This is a genomic window from Microcoleus sp. Pol17C6 (assembly GCF_036701145.1).
GTDB lineage: Bacteria > Cyanobacteriota > Cyanobacteriia > Cyanobacteriales > Microcoleaceae > Microcoleus.
Map to the genome: position 1 here is coordinate 16,746 of NZ_JAUBQH010000034.1, position 16,989 is coordinate 33,734.

The following is a 16,989-nucleotide window of genomic DNA, read 5'->3' on the forward strand; positions in this document are numbered from 1 at the left end:
TGATTCTTGGAATCCCACACCATACCCGGAGAGGGTTGGCGTATGGAGGATTTCATTATGAGAACTGATAAAAAATGATAGATGCCGTAGCCTTGCCCGTAACAGAAGAAAGTCAAGTCGGAGAAGCGCGGCGAATCGCAGTCGCCCTGGCGGCCGAAGTCGAATTTAATGATACCGATCGCGGTAAAGTGGCAATTGTTACCACCGAAGCAGCAAAAAACGTGGTCAAGCACGCCCGCGAAGGAGAAATTTTGCTGCGAACATTCAAAACAGCGGCAGGATATAGCATTGAAATAGTAGCGCTAGACCGGGGGCAGGGCATGGCAAATGTCGCGTTGTGTCTGCGGGACGGTTTTTCTACAGCGGGAAGCCCTGGAACTGGATTGGGGGCAATTAAACGCCTCTCTACTTTTTTTGATATTCATTCTGTACCAAAACTCGGGACAGCGATATTAGCGCGGCTGGAACCGACCCAAAATAGCCGGGAAGCCTTCCAAAACAGCAATTACTTGGAATTTGGGGTGATCCACTTGCCCAAAGTAGGAGAGCAAATTTGCGGGGATTCCTGGGCTGCGGAAAATCACCTTGACAAAAACCTGATTTTAGTTGCTGACGGGCTCGGCTACGGGGATTTGGCAGAGGAAGCGTCTCGCGAAGCAGTGCGGGTATTTCAAGAAAACGCCAAACTCGGGCCGAAAGCAATTTTAGAGAAGGCGCACGCTGCTTTAAAAAATACCAGAGGAGCGGCTGCGGCGATCGCCCAAATAGATCCTACCCAACAAACAATTTGTTTTGCCGGAATTGGCAACATCAGCGGTGTAGTTGTCACAGATAACCAAAACCGCAGCATGGTTTCCTACAACGGCACAGTTGGACATATGATGCGAAAAGTAGCAGAATTTGTCTATCCTTGGTCGCAGCAGTCCCTACTCATCATGCACTCCGACGGTTTGGCGGCGCAGTGGAATTTAAACCGCTACCCGGGTTTAGCCTCCAGGCATCCTGCTTTAATCGCAGCCGTGCTCTACCGGGACTTCAAACGCACTCGCGATGACATGACAGTTATAGTAGCCAAGATGAGAGAAGCAGCGTGAGTTACCCAATCCTGACGACGGAAGTCCGCTTTGAACAAGACATCGTACAAGTACGCCAAAGAGCTCGCCAAATTGCTAAAGGGCTGGGATTCGATTCCCAAGTACAAACCCGCATCGCCACAGCAGTTTCCGAAATTGCCCGCAATGCTTTCAAATATGCAGGCGGTGGCAAAGTAGAATTCATTGTGGAAGGGGAATCGCCCCAAATTTTTCGGACTCGGATTTCCGACACGGGGCCGGGAATTGCTGATTTACCGGCTGTGTTAAGCCCCAATTTTCGATCGCAAACCGGCGCGGGACTTGGTTTAGCAGCAGCTAAACGGTTGATGGACGAAGTGAAAATCGACTCGGCGCCCGATCGGGGAACGGCTGTACAATTAGTTAAGCAGTTTTCCAAAAATATGCCTGCGCTGAGTGCGATCGAACTAAATCAATTAGTTGACAAACTAGCGCGCCAAATTCCCGAAGATCCCTATGCCGAAATTCAGCAGCAAAATCAAGAATTACTACGCACTTTAGACGAACTCCGCCAGCGTCAAGAAGAGCTCGTACAATTAAATCAACAACTAGAAGATACCAATCGCGGAGTCCTGGCACTTTACGCTGAATTGAACGACAAAGCCGAATCTCTCCGGCGCGCCAGCGAACTCAAAACCAGCTTTCTCTCCAATATGAGCCACGAGTTTCGCACTCCGCTAACGGCAATTATGAGCCTTTCCGAAATATTGTTAAATCGCCTCGACGGAGAACTTTCAGACGAACAGGACAAGCAAGTAAATTACATTTACAAATCTGCTGAGTCTCTCGCAGAACTTGTCAACGACTCGTTAGATTTAGCCAAAGTCGAAGCCGGAAAACTAACTGTTCGCTTGGCTGATTTTGAAGTCGAAGATTTGTTCAGCGCCCTGCGAGGAATGATGCGCCCCCTGCTTCCCCAAAACTCTGCCGTTTCTCTAATTTTTGAAGAACCTCTCGAACTTCCAATCCTCACCACCGACGAGGGAAAAGTTTCTCAGATTTTGCGAAATCTGATTTCTAATGCCCTCAAATTTACTGAAGCAGGTGAAGTTCGAGTTGCTGCGGAAATAGGAGAGGAGGGAACAGTTACTTTTTCAGTGGCAGATACGGGCATTGGCATTTCTCCACGCGACCAAAGGCGGATTTTTGAAGAATTTGTCCAAATAGAAAATCCCTTGCAGAATGGCGTCAGAGGCACCGGATTGGGATTGTCTCTATGCAAAAAACTGGCGGAATTTCTAGGGGGAAGCATTGAAATCACAAGTTCACCCGGAGTTGGTTCGACTTTTTTGGTCACACTGCCGATTCTGTATCCTGGAGAGGAAGAAAACCCTTTGGAAATGTCGGCTGCTAAGGGAGATGAAATATCGCTGGCAAGCGCAAATTCTCGTAGCTTGCGGGGTTCCGGGCGATCGCCAGCGGCAGATTCAGCAGCCAAAGTTTTGAGTGGGGAGGATGAAGATAGTTTTTCGGTATTTGCTGAAAAACTTGCTGGCAGAAATTCATTGTACTGCGATATAAACACCCACGGTGCTGCAAATTTGCGATCGGCGGCTCTTTGAGCAACCGCCAGCAATTTTTATCGACATTATGATACTGACTCTGACCGAATTTGAGGTTGGAGAAGGGTTGAAATGCGATCGAACTACTTGTCAAATACCTGCTATCGTGATGAATTCAAAACATTTTGGGTTACATCACTTTTTTGCTGTGCGGGATGCTAGACCTGCACGGTGCAAAATATTATTCCGATGCGAAGGGAAACGATATCAGGAATTATAGCTTTTGAGAACTGAAGTCGGATGCTGCGAACGTAATTATATTTTTTCACCAAAATTTATATTGTTCATAAGAGAGGTAATTTATAGCAGGCAAGATTTATTTAATTGGCAACAGAATTTAACCTTTGTGCTGTAAAATGTAGCAGTTCTCAGTTGCCGACTATATAGTAGGGACTTACCGAGGGCCTGTTTTCGTGTCGGCGATCGGCTAAAATCCATGATAAATCTTGTTCTTAGCAAAGTTTCGATTAGTAAAAATAATGCAACAGTAGGCGCGTAATTCAAACCCATACAAAATAAGCCATTCTCAATTCTAAAATCTCAAATCTAAAATGGTATGACTTTCATCTCCCTTCAATATGCCCTGTTTTTGTTAGTTTTGTTCGCGGCTTACTGGCTGGTTCCGCTGCGGTGGTGGCGGCTGTTCATCATGTTGGCGGGTAGTTTAATTTTTTACGCTTCGCTGCAAATTTGGTACATTCCTCTGCTGTTAGTCGGTGCTTTGTTTAACTACTGCTTGGCGATGGCGATTGGGGAACCTCTGGATTGGCGGATTGCTAATGAATCTTGGAACCGCCGCCGTTTGTTGCTGCTGTGGATAGGCATCTGCCTGAATGTTTTGCTGCTTCTGGGCTTTAAGTATGTGCCTTTTTTATTGAGTTCGATCGGCACTTTGTTCAATTGGCCTTTAGCTATCGACGGGGCTGACTGGGTGAAAAGTCACGTCATCGCACCTTTGGGATTGAGTTTCTTTTGCTTTGAGTGCATTGCTTATTTGATTGACGTGTACCGAGGCGCGCCTGCTGCTACTTCGCTGCTGCACTTTGCTGCTTACAAGCTGTTTTTTCCCAAGCTGATTTCTGGCCCGATTACTCGGTATCACAACTTGATCTATCAACTGAAAACCCAGCAATTTCCGACGCCAGATCGCATTTCTGAGGGACTTTGGACGATCGCCTTTGGTGCAGTAAAAAAAGGTCTTTTCGCAGATAACTTAGGAATTTATGTCGATTTAAGTTTTACCAACTTGCAGCGGGCGGGTAGCGAGGATTTGTGGCTGGCTATTTTTGCTTACGGGCTGCAACTTTATCTCGATTTTAGTGGCTATGTTGACATGGCGCGGGGTACTGCTTTGCTGCTGGGTTGGTATTTGCCACCAAATTTTGATTTTCCTTATTTTAGTGCCAGCATAGCTGATTTTTGGCGACGCTGGCACATGACTTTAGGCGATTGGCTACGCAATTATTTGTATTTTCCTTTGGGCGGTTCGCGAGTCGGTTTGTGGCGCACTTGTCTGAATTTGGCGATCGTCATGTTAATTGCGGGAATTTGGCACGGGGCAGCTTGGGGATTTATTGTGTGGGGGGGTTTACACGGTTTAGCTTTGGCGGTTCACAGGCTGACTGATGTGCTGTTTAAGCGGTTGCGGATCGAGTTTTTGTGGGAAAATCCGATCGGTATTGCGATCGGTTGGCTGTTGACTCAGGCGATGGTTTTTGGTAGTTGGATATTTTTCCGTCTTCCAGATTTAAAGGATTCTGGATGGGCGATTTCGCATTTGTGGGGACACACTGCTGACGTGCAGTTTGCTGAGAAAGTTTATGGCGAAGCTTTGGGTTTAGAAAGAGTGCATTTAACTTGGATGTTGGCGGCTTTGGCTGCGGCGATGCTGGGGAATTATGCGTTGAGTCGGGGTTTGAAATTGGAGTTAAATTGGCCGCTGAAATTGGTGTTAGTGCCGCTTTGTTTGTATGCGGTTTGGGTGTTGGCTCCCGAAGGGGGTTTGCCTTATATTTATTTTGATTTTTAGGGTATTATTTAATTCGCCGTAAGGTGCAGCGCACCCTACGACGACATTGAGGTGCGCCGAAGTGATTCCCAGCTACCTATTAGTGTCAACTTAAGCTTTTAGTTCGCCAGTCCTCCCGCTCACCCAACAGTCCGCCAGGGAATGAATTCCCTGTCTCATAGCTAAAGTCCTCTCAAAGAGGACTGAAGAACTTATTAGTCCTAATAGCGAGGAGTTTCGCTTTGAGGCTCTTGTTTCAACCGCTGCCGGACTGAGGGTTGAACGTTAAGTTGACATCAATGCCCGCTACCCTACAACTCACACCCAACAGTCAACAATCATCTTGCTCTTGGGCCCTACAACTGATAAGAACACCAGTCGCTCCAGCTACCGACATAAAGTTTAGCATCGGGAATTCCGGCGATTTCTAAAGACAGTAAATTAACGCAAGCCGTCACCCCGGAACCGCAATAAACAATAATTTCTTCGGCTTTTTCTAATTCCGTCCACCGCTGTTTTTGTTCGGATGCCGATCGCACTTTTCCAGTTTCATCAGTCACCCCTTGCCAAGGATAGTTAACCGCACCCGGAATGTGACCTGCAATGGGGTCGATCGGCTCCCGCAAACCTTCATATCTCTCGCTTTCTCGCGAATCAACCAAAACATTTCCCCGCAAGTCTTTACGCTCTTTTACAGCCTCAATATCTACCGCCAAATGCTGCTGCAAGTGGGTCACAAATTTACCCTCCCGGGGTTCTGGCAAAATATTTGTTACTGGATAGCCCGCCGCTTTCCAGCCGCTGAAACCGCCGTCTAACAAAGCGACTTTGCTGTGTCCCATATATCGCAGCAGCCACCACAAACGAGCGGCAAAAGCTAGCCGCGAATCGTCATAGGCGACGACTAAAGTTTCTGGTGAATTAATGCCGATCGCGCTCAGCTTCTCAGCTAATTCTTCAATATTTGGTAGGGGATGTCTACCGCCGTGTTTGCCCACTGAACTCGCAAGATCGCGGTTTAAATCTAAATAGAAAGCTCCGGGAATGTGGCTTTCTTGATATTGTTTTTGTCCCAATTCAGGGTCTGCCAGGGAAAACCGACAGTCAATGATTACAACTTGCGGATTGTCCGTATTGGTGGCTAACCATTCAGGAGAAACGATTAAAGTGTTGTCAGTCATAATTATTCAAATCTATATTTTAACATTATCTAGAAGGAGATTTTTTCTCGGATTCTGCTTGGTCGGGAGGAGATTTCTTAGAAGTAGCTTTCTCTGAAGCTCTATTTTCAGAATTGGATTTTTTAGTAGTTGCTTTCTCCGAAGTTTCTTTTGGCGAATTGGATTTTTTAGGAGTTGCTTTTTCCGCAGGTGATTTTTCGGCTGGTGCGGGAGTTGGAGTTGGCAGAGGGGGAGTTACTGCTGCTTCTTGAGCGTAAAGCAGATATTTCTGATACTCGATTACTTTTGCTTGAGCTAGTTGATGGTTGGGGCTAGAAACTGGTACTCTTCTCATTAATGAGACCGCTTCTTGCCACCGATCGGTAACTGTAGTCCAATCTTCCTTTGTTTTTGCCGCTCGGCCTAATTCTGCTGCTTTGAGTGCGCTGTTAACGGCTTCTCGAAAAGTATCTGGTGCAGTTGCTAAATTTGCTGTTTCATCGGGATTCTCCCCCGCAGTTGCTGCTGGCTGGTTCAAAATTTTACCGACAAACGCCACCACGGCGATCGCCAACATACCCGTTACTAGCCCGACTACAATGAAAGTCGATCGCAGCCGATTCTCAAAGGCAGCAAGTTCCGGCGGCTTGTCCTCCTCAAAATTGTTCTCCATCTCTGTGCGATCGTCCATATTAGCAACCGCAGTATTTGGCACAGATTCTCCCCCAAAGCTCTGTGGTTCAAAATTACTGTTCTCCAAACTAAACTCTTGACTCCAAGCAGCAGAAATCTGACCGCTTTCTCGGCCTTCAACCTTCACTTTGCGAATCGAATCCGGCTGCAAATTCGTCAACTCGGTGCGGACTAAATCAACTAATGTATTTTCTCTGGGTACCTGCTCGGCCTCAAGAATTACATCCAAACAGTCGCCGTCGAGATTCGCGGAGGCGGTGATGCCTTCAGATTGCAAATGGCTGTTTAGCAAAGATGCGATCGCCTGCGGATTTCCCTGCTTGGCAAGTTCCTGAAAATTAAGCTCTGTCATAGCTAGACACCTGATAATGCACAATGTAGAAGGCAGAAGGAAGTTCGGTAACGGATTACGTAACAGATGTAACGGATGGAAGAAGTCAGAAGGCTTTAGTTATTTAGCAGAGAAGTCAGAAGCAATATGATAGCTCATGTTTCAGCAATTAAGAACGTCTTAACCTTCGGGCGCGGTTGCTATAGAAGGCAGAATTAATAGAAAAAGTCAGAAATAATTTTTTTAAAGTTGAAAACACCCTCACTGAAATTCAACAAATAGTATAATGTATCGTGGCAAATCCCAGCCCAAAGACGCAAATTATCACTCTCGCTCCCCCTCCCAGCCCTTGGGAAAAGACTCGCAGTCCTTACTCCCAAACGAACTCAGGTTTGTAGTGAGGAATGCAAGTCGTCTTGCTCAGCCGCCAAATACTGCTGCAACCAGGTTTTTGATACCGGGCGCGCCAGTCGAGATATTGCAAGCATCGCCCCTACAACCAGCATCCGGCTGGAAAAATCCTCGATCGCGCGGATGCCAGATGAGAATTTTTAGATGAAAAATTTGTGCGATCGCAGTGCCATCGACGGACAGCGAGTGATATCATCAGTTTGTCAATATTCAAGTTTTTATAGCAAATAACTCGATCGCACAATGGTAGCAATAGCAATTTTAGCGGCTGGACGCGGCACGCGCATGAAATCTGACTTACCCAAAGTTCTACACGAATTGGGCGGTCGATCGCTAGTTGAGCGAGTCCTGCAAAGTTGTCAAGAAATTCAAATTACCAGGCGACTTGTCATCGTCGGTTATCGAGGCGAACTCGTTAAAGAATCCCTGATTCGAGGTCAAGAAATATCAGGGAAAAATCTTCAATCTCCTCCCCTAGAATTTGTCGAACAAACCGAACAATTGGGAACAGGTCACGCAATCCAACAATTGCTGCCTCACTTAGAGGGATTTCAAGGAGACTTGCTGGTCTTAAATGGGGATGTACCTTTGCTGAGGGCAGAAACTATCAAACAATTGATAGCAATTCACAAACAGCACCAAAACTCTGCTACTTTATTGACAGCTAATTTGCCGAATCCCCAAGGATACGGTCGAGTATTTACCGACAGTCAAAACTTAGTCCAGCAAATTGTCGAAGACCGCGACTGCACACAAGCTCAAAAGCAAAATCACCGCATTAATGCAGGTGTTTACTGCTTTCATTGGCCTGATTTAGAGAAAATTTTGCCAGAATTGAAGGCAGATAATGACCAAAAAGAATATTACCTAACTGATACGGTAAATTTCCTCAGTCCGGTGATGGCGGTGGATGTAGAAGATTATCAAGAAATATTGGGAATTAACGATCGCAAACATTTAGCCACAGCTTGCGATATTTTGCAAACGCGGATAAAGGACAAGTGGATGACGGCGGGAGTGACGCTGCTCGATCCCAACAGCATCACCATTGACGATACCGTAGAGTTGCAGCCGGATGTGGTAATTGAACCGCAAACTCACTTGCGGGGAAACACTTCGATCGCCTCTGGGAGTCGCATCGGCCCCGGCAGTTTGATCGAAAACAGTCAGATTGGGGAAAATGTGACTGTGCTTTATTCGGTGGTTTCTGACAGCATGGTTGCTGAAAATTCGCGAATTGGCCCTTACGCCCACTTGCGGGGACACGCAGAAATTGGGGCGAACTGCCGCGTCGGCAATTTTGTAGAATTGAAAAATACTCAAATAGGCGATCGAACTAATGTCGCTCACTTGTCTTATTTAGGCGACGCCACTTTGGGAGAAAAAGTCAACATCGGTGCTGGGACAATTACGGCGAATTATGACGGAAAAAACAAGCACAAAACTCAAATAGGCGATCGGAGTAAAACGGGTTCTAACAGCGTGCTGGTTGCACCGATAACTTTGGGGGAAGATGTTACTGTAGCTGCGGGTTCTGTGGTGACAGAAGATGTGCCGAATGATTGTTTAGTAATTGCCCGTTCCCGGCAAGTTGTCAAACCAGGTTGGAAGTTGAAAGAACCTAAAAAGTGAACGATTGTTCACTTTTTAGATGATAAGTTTTCACCCGCTAGTTTCGCACTCGATACCAAAGAAACCGGGTTTTTATAACGGAAGCGATCGCGCTCTAGGGGAGGTTTTGGTAAAAAACCCGGTTTCTGCGTAAGTCGGCAAGCTTGAGCAATCGGGTTGATCGCGATCGGCTATTTTGTCTTATTTTTGCGCGTGCAGATAGTTGTTAATCGCTTTGGCAATTTTTTCTTGCTGGTAGAGGTTCATAGTGTTGGGCAGGGATATGCGAGATCCTCCACAAACTAACAGGCTGACTTCGTACCAAGTGTCATTCTGCCGATCTTTGGTTTGATCGACTTCCACGCCATAAATCTCGCACAGAGAGTATTCAATTACTTTACGCGCCAACAAACCCTGCTGTTTAACAGTCAAGGTTTTTAAATTTCCATCGAAGCTGTAGGTTTCATTATTTCTCAAGACGATCACTGCGGCTGCTGCGAGCAAAAATATGCCTCCTGTCCATCCCAACCAGCGATCTTCTTGGCTTAAGCGCAGCAATCGATCTTTGGCATTTTTAACATAAAAATTGATGTCAGAAGCAACAGCGTCTTGGCTTCCCCAATTAGTGGAGTTAGCAGTGAAAGGAACATAGCCAACAGAAGTCAAAAGTACCACTCTGGTTTTATAGCCGCATCTTTGAACTTTAGCTCCCTGCAAAGAAGCAAGCTCAATTTCTTTGATGTTCGACCCCAGTAAATTCGATCGCACCAACTGACAATTTCCTTGTTTGGCCTGCAATCGCTGGCAGCTCAGGGTTGCTTTATGATAATCAAAAGCCAGCCCGAACAGTCCAAAGGCTATGAATAAACAACTAGGCAACCAAAAATCAAATATGCTTTGAGTCTGAATTATTAATTCACTTGCTGTTTGCTTGATTATTTTCATTTATCTCACCTTGTGATTCCAAAAATGAGGCTACAGATCGACTTCCTGACCCGGATGAGCAGAATTGTTAACTTATATATTATTTGAAGTCGTCCTCTACCATGACCCCTTTTATTGTGCTAATAGATTAGCACTAAAAGCTCTCGCAGACAACCAAGGTCGCGAGTTTACCTGCAGCTGAGTTTAAGATACTTTTCCGTGATTTAAAGTCAATATTCCGGACAGTTGTTCATAGCTGAATGGGTTATTCTCGCTTGACTTAGAGCCACTGTGGATGATTAAATCAATAGACCTCTTGCAAAAGTCATTATGAAAGGTTAAGTTCATAGTTATAGATGCCTGCAATCAGGTTGAAGCATAAACCAAATCTACGTCGGCGATTTCGGTAACGTTCCGACAGAATCCGAACAATTTTCAGTTTCCGATTGACGTGTTCAATGACAATACGTTGGCTTGCCAGAGTAGGGTTTTCCTGCCGTCGAACCTTAGATAAATTAGAGCTTTTGGGCTTTTTAGTAGGGATCTGACTATTGGCAAGAAGTTTCCCAATTCCTTGATAACCCTTGTCACGCCAAAGCTTAATTGTAGTGGCTAGCCTGACTTTACTGAAGAATGAATAGTCACAAGGAATGCCTTCTGCCTTTACCACGAAGCTCTGCAAATAATTGCTCCCGTCTTTTGATTGACCACTAATTGTGACTTCAAGGTGTGATACTTTTTTGTGCCCGAAAACACTTGTCGTTTTTTTTTTGACGCTCGACTGGACTTTCGGTCACATCGACCACAACCAGTCCTAAAACTGAGTCAGGTTGTGGCAGTGCTTTCTTTCCGGGTAAGCTAAACCGACCTGAACGAATCAATGTATTCTCTACGTGCCTCACTTGCCGGAACGCAGTGGATTCATTGATGTTCCAGCTTTGAGCAATAGACATCTCCCAAAAAGAAATGGTTGACCGATCGCTCTTAAATTATAAGGGAATTTTATACCCCAAAAAGATGAGCAAACTCCGAGAATACCTGGAAAATCATCCATCGGACACTCAAAGAATGTTGGGGATAGAGTCCGACCAACTAATAGAACTAATTACCAAGGCAAAAAACCTGTACGACCGCCACAAAAAACAGCAAGAAAATCAGAAAAGTCGGCTCATCAAACCTGGCAGCGGTCGTTCTCCTAAACTAACGAGATCAGACCAAATTCTTTTGACATTAGTGTACCTGCATAACTTACCTACTTTTCAAATACTTGGGGTACAATTTGGCATGGGTACTCCACGCTAATTATATTTTTCACCACTGGGTAAAGATTTTAAGAGAGTTATTACCCGCTTCATTGTTAGAACAAGTAAAAAAAAATGATTCCGCTCGGGCATGGGTGCGGGAAATTTTGAAAGAAGTTGAGTTGATAGTAGATAGCTACCAGCAGCCCATACAAAGACCTACGGACAATGAAGAGCAGAAAAAAAATTACTCTGGCAAGCAAAAGAGACATACTAAAAAGAACCAGGTAATAGTCATGCCATCCGGTAAAGAGAGGGTTGACGTAGTAGTAGGAGAAACCGGATAAACAGCCGACATAAACATTTGGAGAAAGCAGCAAGCGTCATGAGAAACCTCACAAAACTTTCAAGGGGATAAAGCTTATGCACTCGACCATTAATTAATACTACTCATAAAAAACATCGTCAGGGAGTTCTGACTCCTGCTTGCATAGAGAGCGAATAAGTCAAAGGCTCAAAAAAGAATCTTTGTCGAGCATCTAATTAGATTACTAAAGATATGGAGAGTAGCATCAGAAAGATTTCGCTTAAGAGCAAAAAATTACGCGAGAGTAATTTTGGTGGTATGTGGATTAGTAAGATCGCGAATAGGTGCGATCGTTATGTGTCAATAAAAGCCCCCACAAGCTGAAAAAAAAACAGTAAAATTTAGGTCATCAAATTGGGTAGTTTTTATCGCTTGACCGTTGAAACCCTTATGGAAGCGTTGGTTTCTGGCCGACTGTCCCTGCGGGAACCGTCCGCCAGAAACCAAGCGGGGAAAGGGATTGGAATTATGGGAGAGGTCTAATGTGAAAGTAGGTACGGTACTCTCGTCAATATTGTAATGCCAGTAGTACCTGATCTTCTAAGCTCAGTTTAGGTGGACGACCGGGTTTCCGTTTCTTGCGTTTCTGTTGTTCGCTTTACTGACACCATTTCTGCAAAAATTGTAGACCCAACGCCACATAATTTCTTAAAGGCTTCTGGCTTTAAGCTTTGCACTTGTTGTTCGTAAGTCATCAGTTTTTCCTCTCAATCACCTCACTATTGCCCTTATTGGAGACTTTTGCAAGAGGTCTAAGGAAAAATAGGTTCCCAAGTATAATCCTCTATCAAGCCTATAACTGGAGATGCAATGGTAGCAATAATGGCTTGCCTCAATCTTTCAATCTCGTTTTCCGTCAGCACTCAAGAGTTCCTCTACAACTCGTAAAAATTCACCCATTGTTATGTCCAGAGCATTTGTAATGTGACTAAGAACTCTAACAGATGGACTTTTCAGCCCTCGCTCAAGCTGGCTGATATAGGTTCTGTGCAGGCCTGTGACTTCTGCCAGATATTCTTGGGACCAACGTTTCTCTATGCGACGACGTTGTATTTCTAATCCTAAAGTTTGGTCTAGTTTGCTAGGCTGCATAGAGAGAAATAGTAAGGTTTTGAATACAAAAGTGCTACAGACTAAAGTATTCAAGGTGGCTCTATGAACACTGAACTCACTCCCCTCTGGTGGCAATGGCATCTTGGCTGTGTCCAAAAGCCCAGGTTTAACCAGCTTTTTCCCCATGCCGGGAAACTTCCCGCTAAATTAAAGAAGTAAAAAAATCATTCACATCCTACCCAGGAGATGCCATGCCTCGCGTCAGAGCACCAGAATTCCCCGGAAACTACCCCTGGTTAAACACCGAGAAACCTTTATCCATTGAATCCTTAAAAGGGCGCGTCGTCCTCCTCGACTTCTGGACGTACTGCTGCATCAACTGCTTGCACGTCCTCCCAGACTTAAAATACCTCGAACAAAAATATAAAGATTCCCTCACGGTTATCGGCGTTCACTCGGCTAAATTTGAAAACGAAAAAGAAGTAGAAAACATCCGCCAAGCTATCCTCCGCTACGATATCGAACATCCCGTAATCGTTGACAGCGGCATGAAAGTTTGGCAAAGCTACGCGGTTCGCGCTTGGCCGACTTTAATGGTGATCGATCCTGAAAGTTATGTCGTCGGCTTTGTTTCGGGTGAAGGCAATAGAGAAGCACTTGACGAGTTAGTTGGCAAGTTAATTGCTGAATACAAAGATAAAAATGCACTTAACTTTAAACAACTCAGTTTTCGCTTAGAAAAACAGCGCAAACCTGTATCAACACCGCTGGCTTTTCCCGGTAAAGTGCTGGCATTTGCGATCGCTGCAACGGAGGCAAAACAGCTTCACCCACAGGTCGCGCTTTTGGGCGAAATGAGTCAGGAAAATGAATCTGTAGATGAAACTGTATTGCCCGGGCCTGCTAATTCAGTCATACAAAACTTAGTCGGTTCTTGCTTATTTATTGCTGATTCAGGACATAATAGGATTGTTGTCAGCACCCTCGAAGGTGAGGTGCTGCACGTCATCGGTAGTGGCAAACCGGGTTTAACTGATGGGGACTTTGAAGAGGCTGAGTTTTTTGCACCTCAAGGTATGGCTTTTGATGCAGAAAGTCAAATTCTATATGTTGCTGATACGGAAAATCATGCTCTCAGAAAGATTGATTTTACGACTCAACGGGTGGAAACTGTTGCTGGTACCGGCGAACAAAGTCACGAAATTTCACCCCGCAGCGGCAAGGGTTTAGAAACGCAATTGAATTCGCCTTGGGATTTAGAAAGAGTTGGAAATAGACTTTTTATTGCAATGGCGGGTTCCCACCAAATTTGGGAAATGCAGTTAGACACTGGCACGATCGGCACTTATGCGGGTATTGGCCGAGAATCCTGTGTGGACGGGAATCTTGCAGAATCAGCTTTTTCTCAGCCCAGCGGGCTCGCTACGGATCGATCGGAGTTGTTTGTTGCCGACAGCGAAATTAGTTCGATTCGTGCTGTGGGTATAGATGAAGACCCGAAGGTTCGCACTGTTTGCGGTAGCGGTGAATTGTTTGGTTTTGGGGATAAAGATGGTCGCGGCGATCAGGTAAGATTGCAGCACTGTTTGGGTGTTGAATACGCTCAAAATTACCTCTGGGTGGCTGATACTTACAATCACAAAATTAAACGGATCGACCACCGGGGCGGTACGTGCAGAACAATGATTGGAGATGGTAAAGCAGGTTTGGTTGATGCTAAAGGTCTCAAGGCTCAATTTTTTGAACCTTCAGGGTTGAGTGCGATCGGGCCTCATTTGTTTGTTGCTGATACGAACAATCATGTAATTCGGCGAGTTGAGTTGGATACGCTGGAAGTCACAACTTTGGATTTCCCCAGTTTGTGCGCTCCGGATGTTTGTCTTCCTGATTAAGCCGATCGACCTTTTTGACATCAGGCACGGTTTTCAATTCTCCTGATTGCCAGATTGATTGTGGTAACGTAGGGTGCTCTTCGGCGCACCTTACCGCAACTTTCCAGCAAAGTAAGTTACCCTAATTATTCGTGGCGAGTGTAGTGTCTCAACAGCAATTCAGTCCTGGATGCAGAACCTTTATATTTAGGGTACAGGGGAGAAGAACACCTGACCGATATAAGTAGAACGCCAAACCACTTTTTGCGTCCAGGACTGAATTACTAAATGTTGTTAATTCCATCGCTACTAAAACCCCGATCGCCCGTATTAAATAATCGCAAAAATCCTCGCCCCAATCTAAAATTCCGAATAGCTCAGCAGCCGCACTATTTTTTCATCATCATTCAATTCACCGACTATTCGTCGCACCGGTTTCGGCCAGATTTTAATCAAAGTAGGAGTTGCTGAAATCTGATCTGCCTCAGCTTGGTCTGGATGTTTCAAAACATCAATTACTTTTAAAGTGTAGGGACGATCGAGGCATTTCTCTAAAAACTGGTGTAAAGTTTCCAGGGTGCGTTCAGTGCTGGGGTTGCTGCCGGAAACAAACAGACGCAAAACGTACCCTTGAGTTTGTGGCGGTGGGGTAAGTGCTGTTGGTTTGGGCAGCCGAGTCTGCTGGGATTGCGGAAAGCCCAAGGGAGTTACTATCGAACTGCTCCAGTCCGATCGAGCTTCGGGACTCGCATACTGTACAACTAAGTCGTGATTTTCCCAAAGTTCGGGGAATTGTTCGTGATAAGTAGCAATCGCCATCGGTTCGCACATTTCTTCGCTCCGGGGATGCCACACTAAGTCACCAGTCCCAAAAATGGCGTTCAGCAGCGTTTGATGTCGCAGCACGGGGGGGTAAGCCTCGGCAGCAAGCCGCACCTGCCGATCGCCTGGATCGAGCCAGCAGTCAACGGTTGCCGTGTAGCAAGGTATCAGAAAATGCGGGGGTTCCGACAAACCGAGGATCTCCTGTAGAGCTACGCACAACTGCAAGTGCCACCGAGTTTGCTTGCGGGGGTCTATGCAATAGATTAAGTCTCCCCCTGGTGTAAACAGCGCAATTCCTTTGAAAAAATCCGGCAAAATGGGGCGATCGACTTTCAATTCACTACACCAATAAAAGTTAAAAGTTAACAGTTAAGTGTTAACTTTTAACTGTTAACACTCGACCTTTAGACTCGACCTCGGAGCATCTGAGCCATTTCGTTCGGGTACGGCGAGTTCTCTACACAAAGTTCTTCAGTAATCCGACCTTCTTGATAAAGACCGTAGAGCGACTTATTCATAGTCGTCATGCCTTCATAAGTATCTTTGATCATAATTTGATTGATTTCCTCATTCTGGCCCTTCAGAATGTATTCCTTAACCACGTCGGTATTGATCAAAACGTCGTGGAAAGCAGCCCGCTTTCCGTCTGTGGTTTTGCACAGCAGTTGAGCAATAATCGCCACTAGGGATTCGGAAATGGAAACCCGTATGGCTTCCTGTTCTTCGGGCCCGAACATATCCAGAATCCGGTTCAGGGTTTTAATCGCACTGTTGGTGTGCAGGGTTCCTGCAACTAAGTGACCTGTCTGAGAGGCTTTGAGGGCGATTTCCACCGTCTCTCTGTCCCGAATTTCTCCTACTAGCATCATGTCCGGGTCTTGCCGCAGAGCGCCTTTGAGAGCGTTCATAAACTTGAGCGTGTGCCTGCCGACTTCCCGGTGCTTGATCAAAGATTTTTTGCTTTCGTGTACGAATTCTACCGGGTCTTCGATCGTGATGATATTGTAGGCTTTATTCTTATTGATGTAATCGATCATCGCAGCCAAGGTGGTAGACTTACCAGAACCTGTCGGGCCCGTCACCAAAATCAGCCCTTTGTGGTAGCCGCATATTTTCTTAAAGACCTCCGGCAGCTTCAATTCCTCCAGTGTCATTATTTTGGAAGGAATTAGCCGAAGCACCATCGCCGGGCCGGCCAAGGAGTCCATGCAACTGATCCGAATCCGCACGAACCCGAAGTCGAAAGCGCCGTCAAAGTCTAGGGTTTTTTGGAAAATTTCAATTTCTTCATCGCTCATGCACTCGCGCAACCAGCCAAAAAACGTATCTAAATCTGTTGGTGGATAGCCGATGTCGGCAATTTCGCCCCGCGTGCGGAAGCGAGGCACTTCGTTTACGCCGAGGTGAAGGTCGGATACTCCTTCATCTTTGGCTCGGAGGACTAGCTCTTTCAAAGTCGGAGATCCGCCGCTGCTAAAGCTCGGGCTTTTAGGTGTGGCGAAGGATTGCGGCGGCGGTGCTGGTGCTGGTGCTGGTGCGGGCGGCGGTGCGGGCGGCATTGCTGCTGCTCTGGGGGGCATCCCTGGAGCTGGAGGGCGGGGCATTCCTGGCGGTGGGGGAGCTCCGGGTACGGGAGGGCGAGGAGCTGGCGGATGCTGCTGTGTCATATGCGCTACCTTAAGTTGGTGAGAAGGCTGACTCGAACAGATGATTTGTGGGAGTTGGACAATGCCGATCGCCCGAAGAGCGTCTCTTGCACAAAAGCTTAACTGCTCTCCTCAGTCTATCGCAAGATCAGTTTCTACTGGTGCAATACAAAG

Annotated in this window: 14 protein-coding genes and 2 pseudogenes; 8 read left to right on the forward strand and 8 right to left on the reverse strand. The window is 46.0% G+C overall.

All coding sequences use genetic code 11. The features are described 5' to 3' along the window. Positions 1–74: 74 nt before the first annotated feature. The 3 genes from QUA25_RS17710 (at position 75) to QUA25_RS17720 (ending at position 4,703) form a co-directional block, all read left to right on the forward strand. A complete protein-coding gene (locus QUA25_RS17710) occupies positions 75–1,094 on the forward strand; it encodes an ATP-binding SpoIIE family protein phosphatase (RefSeq protein WP_333040034.1) in 1,020 nt (339 codons plus the stop codon). Next, on the forward strand, positions 1,091–2,674 hold the full coding sequence (locus tag QUA25_RS17715; RefSeq protein ID WP_333040035.1) for an ATP-binding protein: 1,584 nt from the start codon (positions 1,091–1,093) through the stop codon (positions 2,672–2,674). Before QUA25_RS17710 ends, QUA25_RS17715 begins: the two co-directional genes overlap by 4 nt. Before the next feature lie 556 nt (positions 2,675–3,230). Next, positions 3,231–4,703, forward strand: coding sequence for an MBOAT family protein (locus QUA25_RS17720; protein WP_333040037.1), 1,473 nt, complete (start codon positions 3,231–3,233; stop codon positions 4,701–4,703). Between the two features lie 335 nt (positions 4,704–5,038). On the opposite strand, the gene QUA25_RS17725 is transcribed toward QUA25_RS17720, so the two are convergent. Both QUA25_RS17725 and QUA25_RS17730 read right to left on the reverse strand, forming a co-directional pair. After that, positions 5,039–5,863: a sulfurtransferase gene (locus tag QUA25_RS17725; protein WP_333040039.1), complete on the reverse strand. Its 825-nt coding sequence runs from the start codon at positions 5,861–5,863 to the stop codon at positions 5,039–5,041. Positions 5,864–5,888: 25 nt separating this feature from the next. Beyond that, positions 5,889–6,887 (reverse strand): hypothetical protein, encoded by a 999-nt coding sequence (locus QUA25_RS17730; RefSeq protein WP_333040041.1) that lies wholly within the window; start codon positions 6,885–6,887, stop codon positions 5,889–5,891. Between the two features lie 633 nt (positions 6,888–7,520). Between QUA25_RS17730 and glmU the strand changes: the two genes are divergently transcribed. After that, a complete protein-coding gene (gene glmU / locus QUA25_RS17735) occupies positions 7,521–8,909 on the forward strand; it encodes a bifunctional UDP-N-acetylglucosamine diphosphorylase/glucosamine-1-phosphate N-acetyltransferase GlmU (protein ID WP_333040042.1) in 1,389 nt (462 codons plus the stop codon). A 180-nt stretch (positions 8,910–9,089) separates the two neighbouring features. Here glmU and QUA25_RS17740 read toward each other — a convergent pair whose 3' ends face one another. Both QUA25_RS17740 and QUA25_RS17745 read right to left on the reverse strand, forming a co-directional pair. Continuing rightward, entirely contained in the window at positions 9,090–9,833 is a 744-nt protein-coding gene (locus QUA25_RS17740; RefSeq protein ID WP_333040044.1) for a hypothetical protein, read from the reverse strand. A gap of 307 nt (positions 9,834–10,140) precedes the next feature. Continuing rightward, positions 10,141–10,536: pseudogene (locus QUA25_RS17745) on the reverse strand (transposase family protein); the annotation flags it as partial. A 293-nt stretch (positions 10,537–10,829) separates the two neighbouring features. Between QUA25_RS17745 and QUA25_RS17750 the strand changes: the two are divergent. The 3 genes and pseudogenes from QUA25_RS17750 to QUA25_RS17760 form a co-directional block, all read left to right on the forward strand. Next, positions 10,830–11,114, forward strand: a complete 285-nt coding sequence (locus tag QUA25_RS17750; RefSeq protein WP_333040045.1) for a transposase family protein — start codon at positions 10,830–10,832, stop codon at positions 11,112–11,114. Further along, the gene (locus QUA25_RS29525) at positions 11,092–11,400 is read left to right on the forward strand and encodes a transposase family protein (protein ID WP_445242236.1); all 309 of its coding nucleotides are present in this window, start codon (positions 11,092–11,094) and stop codon (positions 11,398–11,400) included. The genes QUA25_RS17750 and QUA25_RS29525 overlap by 23 nt, the downstream gene beginning before the upstream one ends. A gap of 162 nt (positions 11,401–11,562) precedes the next feature. Then, positions 11,563–11,727: pseudogene (locus QUA25_RS17760) on the forward strand (transposase family protein); the annotation flags it as partial. A gap of 244 nt (positions 11,728–11,971) precedes the next feature. Here QUA25_RS17760 and QUA25_RS17765 read toward each other — a convergent pair. Next, a complete protein-coding gene (locus QUA25_RS17765; RefSeq protein WP_333040047.1) occupies positions 11,972–12,115 on the reverse strand; it encodes a hypothetical protein in 144 nt (47 codons plus the stop codon). Positions 12,116–12,260: 145 nt separating this feature from the next. Beyond that, complete coding sequence (locus tag QUA25_RS17770; protein ID WP_333040048.1) at positions 12,261–12,512, reverse strand: helix-turn-helix transcriptional regulator; 252 nt, start codon at positions 12,510–12,512, stop codon at positions 12,261–12,263. Between the two features lie 212 nt (positions 12,513–12,724). On the opposite strand from QUA25_RS17770, the gene QUA25_RS17775 reads away from it, so the two are divergent. After that, complete coding sequence (locus QUA25_RS17775) at positions 12,725–14,365, forward strand: thioredoxin-like domain-containing protein (RefSeq protein WP_333040051.1); 1,641 nt, start codon at positions 12,725–12,727, stop codon at positions 14,363–14,365. A 339-nt stretch (positions 14,366–14,704) separates the two neighbouring features. On the opposite strand, the gene QUA25_RS17780 is transcribed toward QUA25_RS17775, so the two are convergent. Together QUA25_RS17780 and QUA25_RS17785 are read right to left on the reverse strand one after the other, a co-directional pair. After that, positions 14,705–15,505: a circadian clock KaiB family protein gene (locus tag QUA25_RS17780; RefSeq protein ID WP_333040053.1), complete on the reverse strand. Its 801-nt coding sequence runs from the start codon at positions 15,503–15,505 to the stop codon at positions 14,705–14,707. Positions 15,506–15,573: 68 nt separating this feature from the next. After that, entirely contained in the window at positions 15,574–16,836 is a 1,263-nt protein-coding gene (locus tag QUA25_RS17785; protein WP_333040055.1) for a type IV pilus twitching motility protein PilT, read from the reverse strand. Positions 16,837–16,989: the final 153 nt, after the last annotated feature.

Bases quoted from the DNA above. Each gene is read 5' to 3' on its own strand.
- QUA25_RS17720 (WP_333040037.1), top strand. From the start codon at position 3,231: ATGACTTTCATCTCCCTTCAATATGCCCTGTTTTTGTTAGTTTTGTTC.
- glmU (WP_333040042.1), top strand. From the start codon at position 7,521: ATGGTAGCAATAGCAATTTTAGCGGCTGGACGCGGCACGCGCATGAAA.
- QUA25_RS17785 (WP_333040055.1), bottom strand. From the start codon at position 16,836: ATGACACAGCAGCATCCGCCAGCTCCTCGCCCTCCCGTACCCGGAGCT.
- QUA25_RS17750 (WP_333040045.1), top strand. From the start codon at position 10,830: ATGAGCAAACTCCGAGAATACCTGGAAAATCATCCATCGGACACTCAA.
- QUA25_RS17730 (WP_333040041.1), bottom strand. From the start codon at position 6,887: ATGACAGAGCTTAATTTTCAGGAACTTGCCAAGCAGGGAAATCCGCAG.
- QUA25_RS17765 (WP_333040047.1), bottom strand. From the start codon at position 12,115: ATGACTTACGAACAACAAGTGCAAAGCTTAAAGCCAGAAGCCTTTAAG.
- QUA25_RS17710 (WP_333040034.1), top strand. From the start codon at position 75: ATGATAGATGCCGTAGCCTTGCCCGTAACAGAAGAAAGTCAAGTCGGA.
- QUA25_RS17770 (WP_333040048.1), bottom strand. From the start codon at position 12,512: ATGCAGCCTAGCAAACTAGACCAAACTTTAGGATTAGAAATACAACGT.
- QUA25_RS17740 (WP_333040044.1), bottom strand. From the start codon at position 9,833: ATGAAAATAATCAAGCAAACAGCAAGTGAATTAATAATTCAGACTCAA.
- QUA25_RS17725 (WP_333040039.1), bottom strand. From the start codon at position 5,863: ATGACTGACAACACTTTAATCGTTTCTCCTGAATGGTTAGCCACCAAT.
- QUA25_RS17775 (WP_333040051.1), top strand. From the start codon at position 12,725: ATGCCTCGCGTCAGAGCACCAGAATTCCCCGGAAACTACCCCTGGTTA.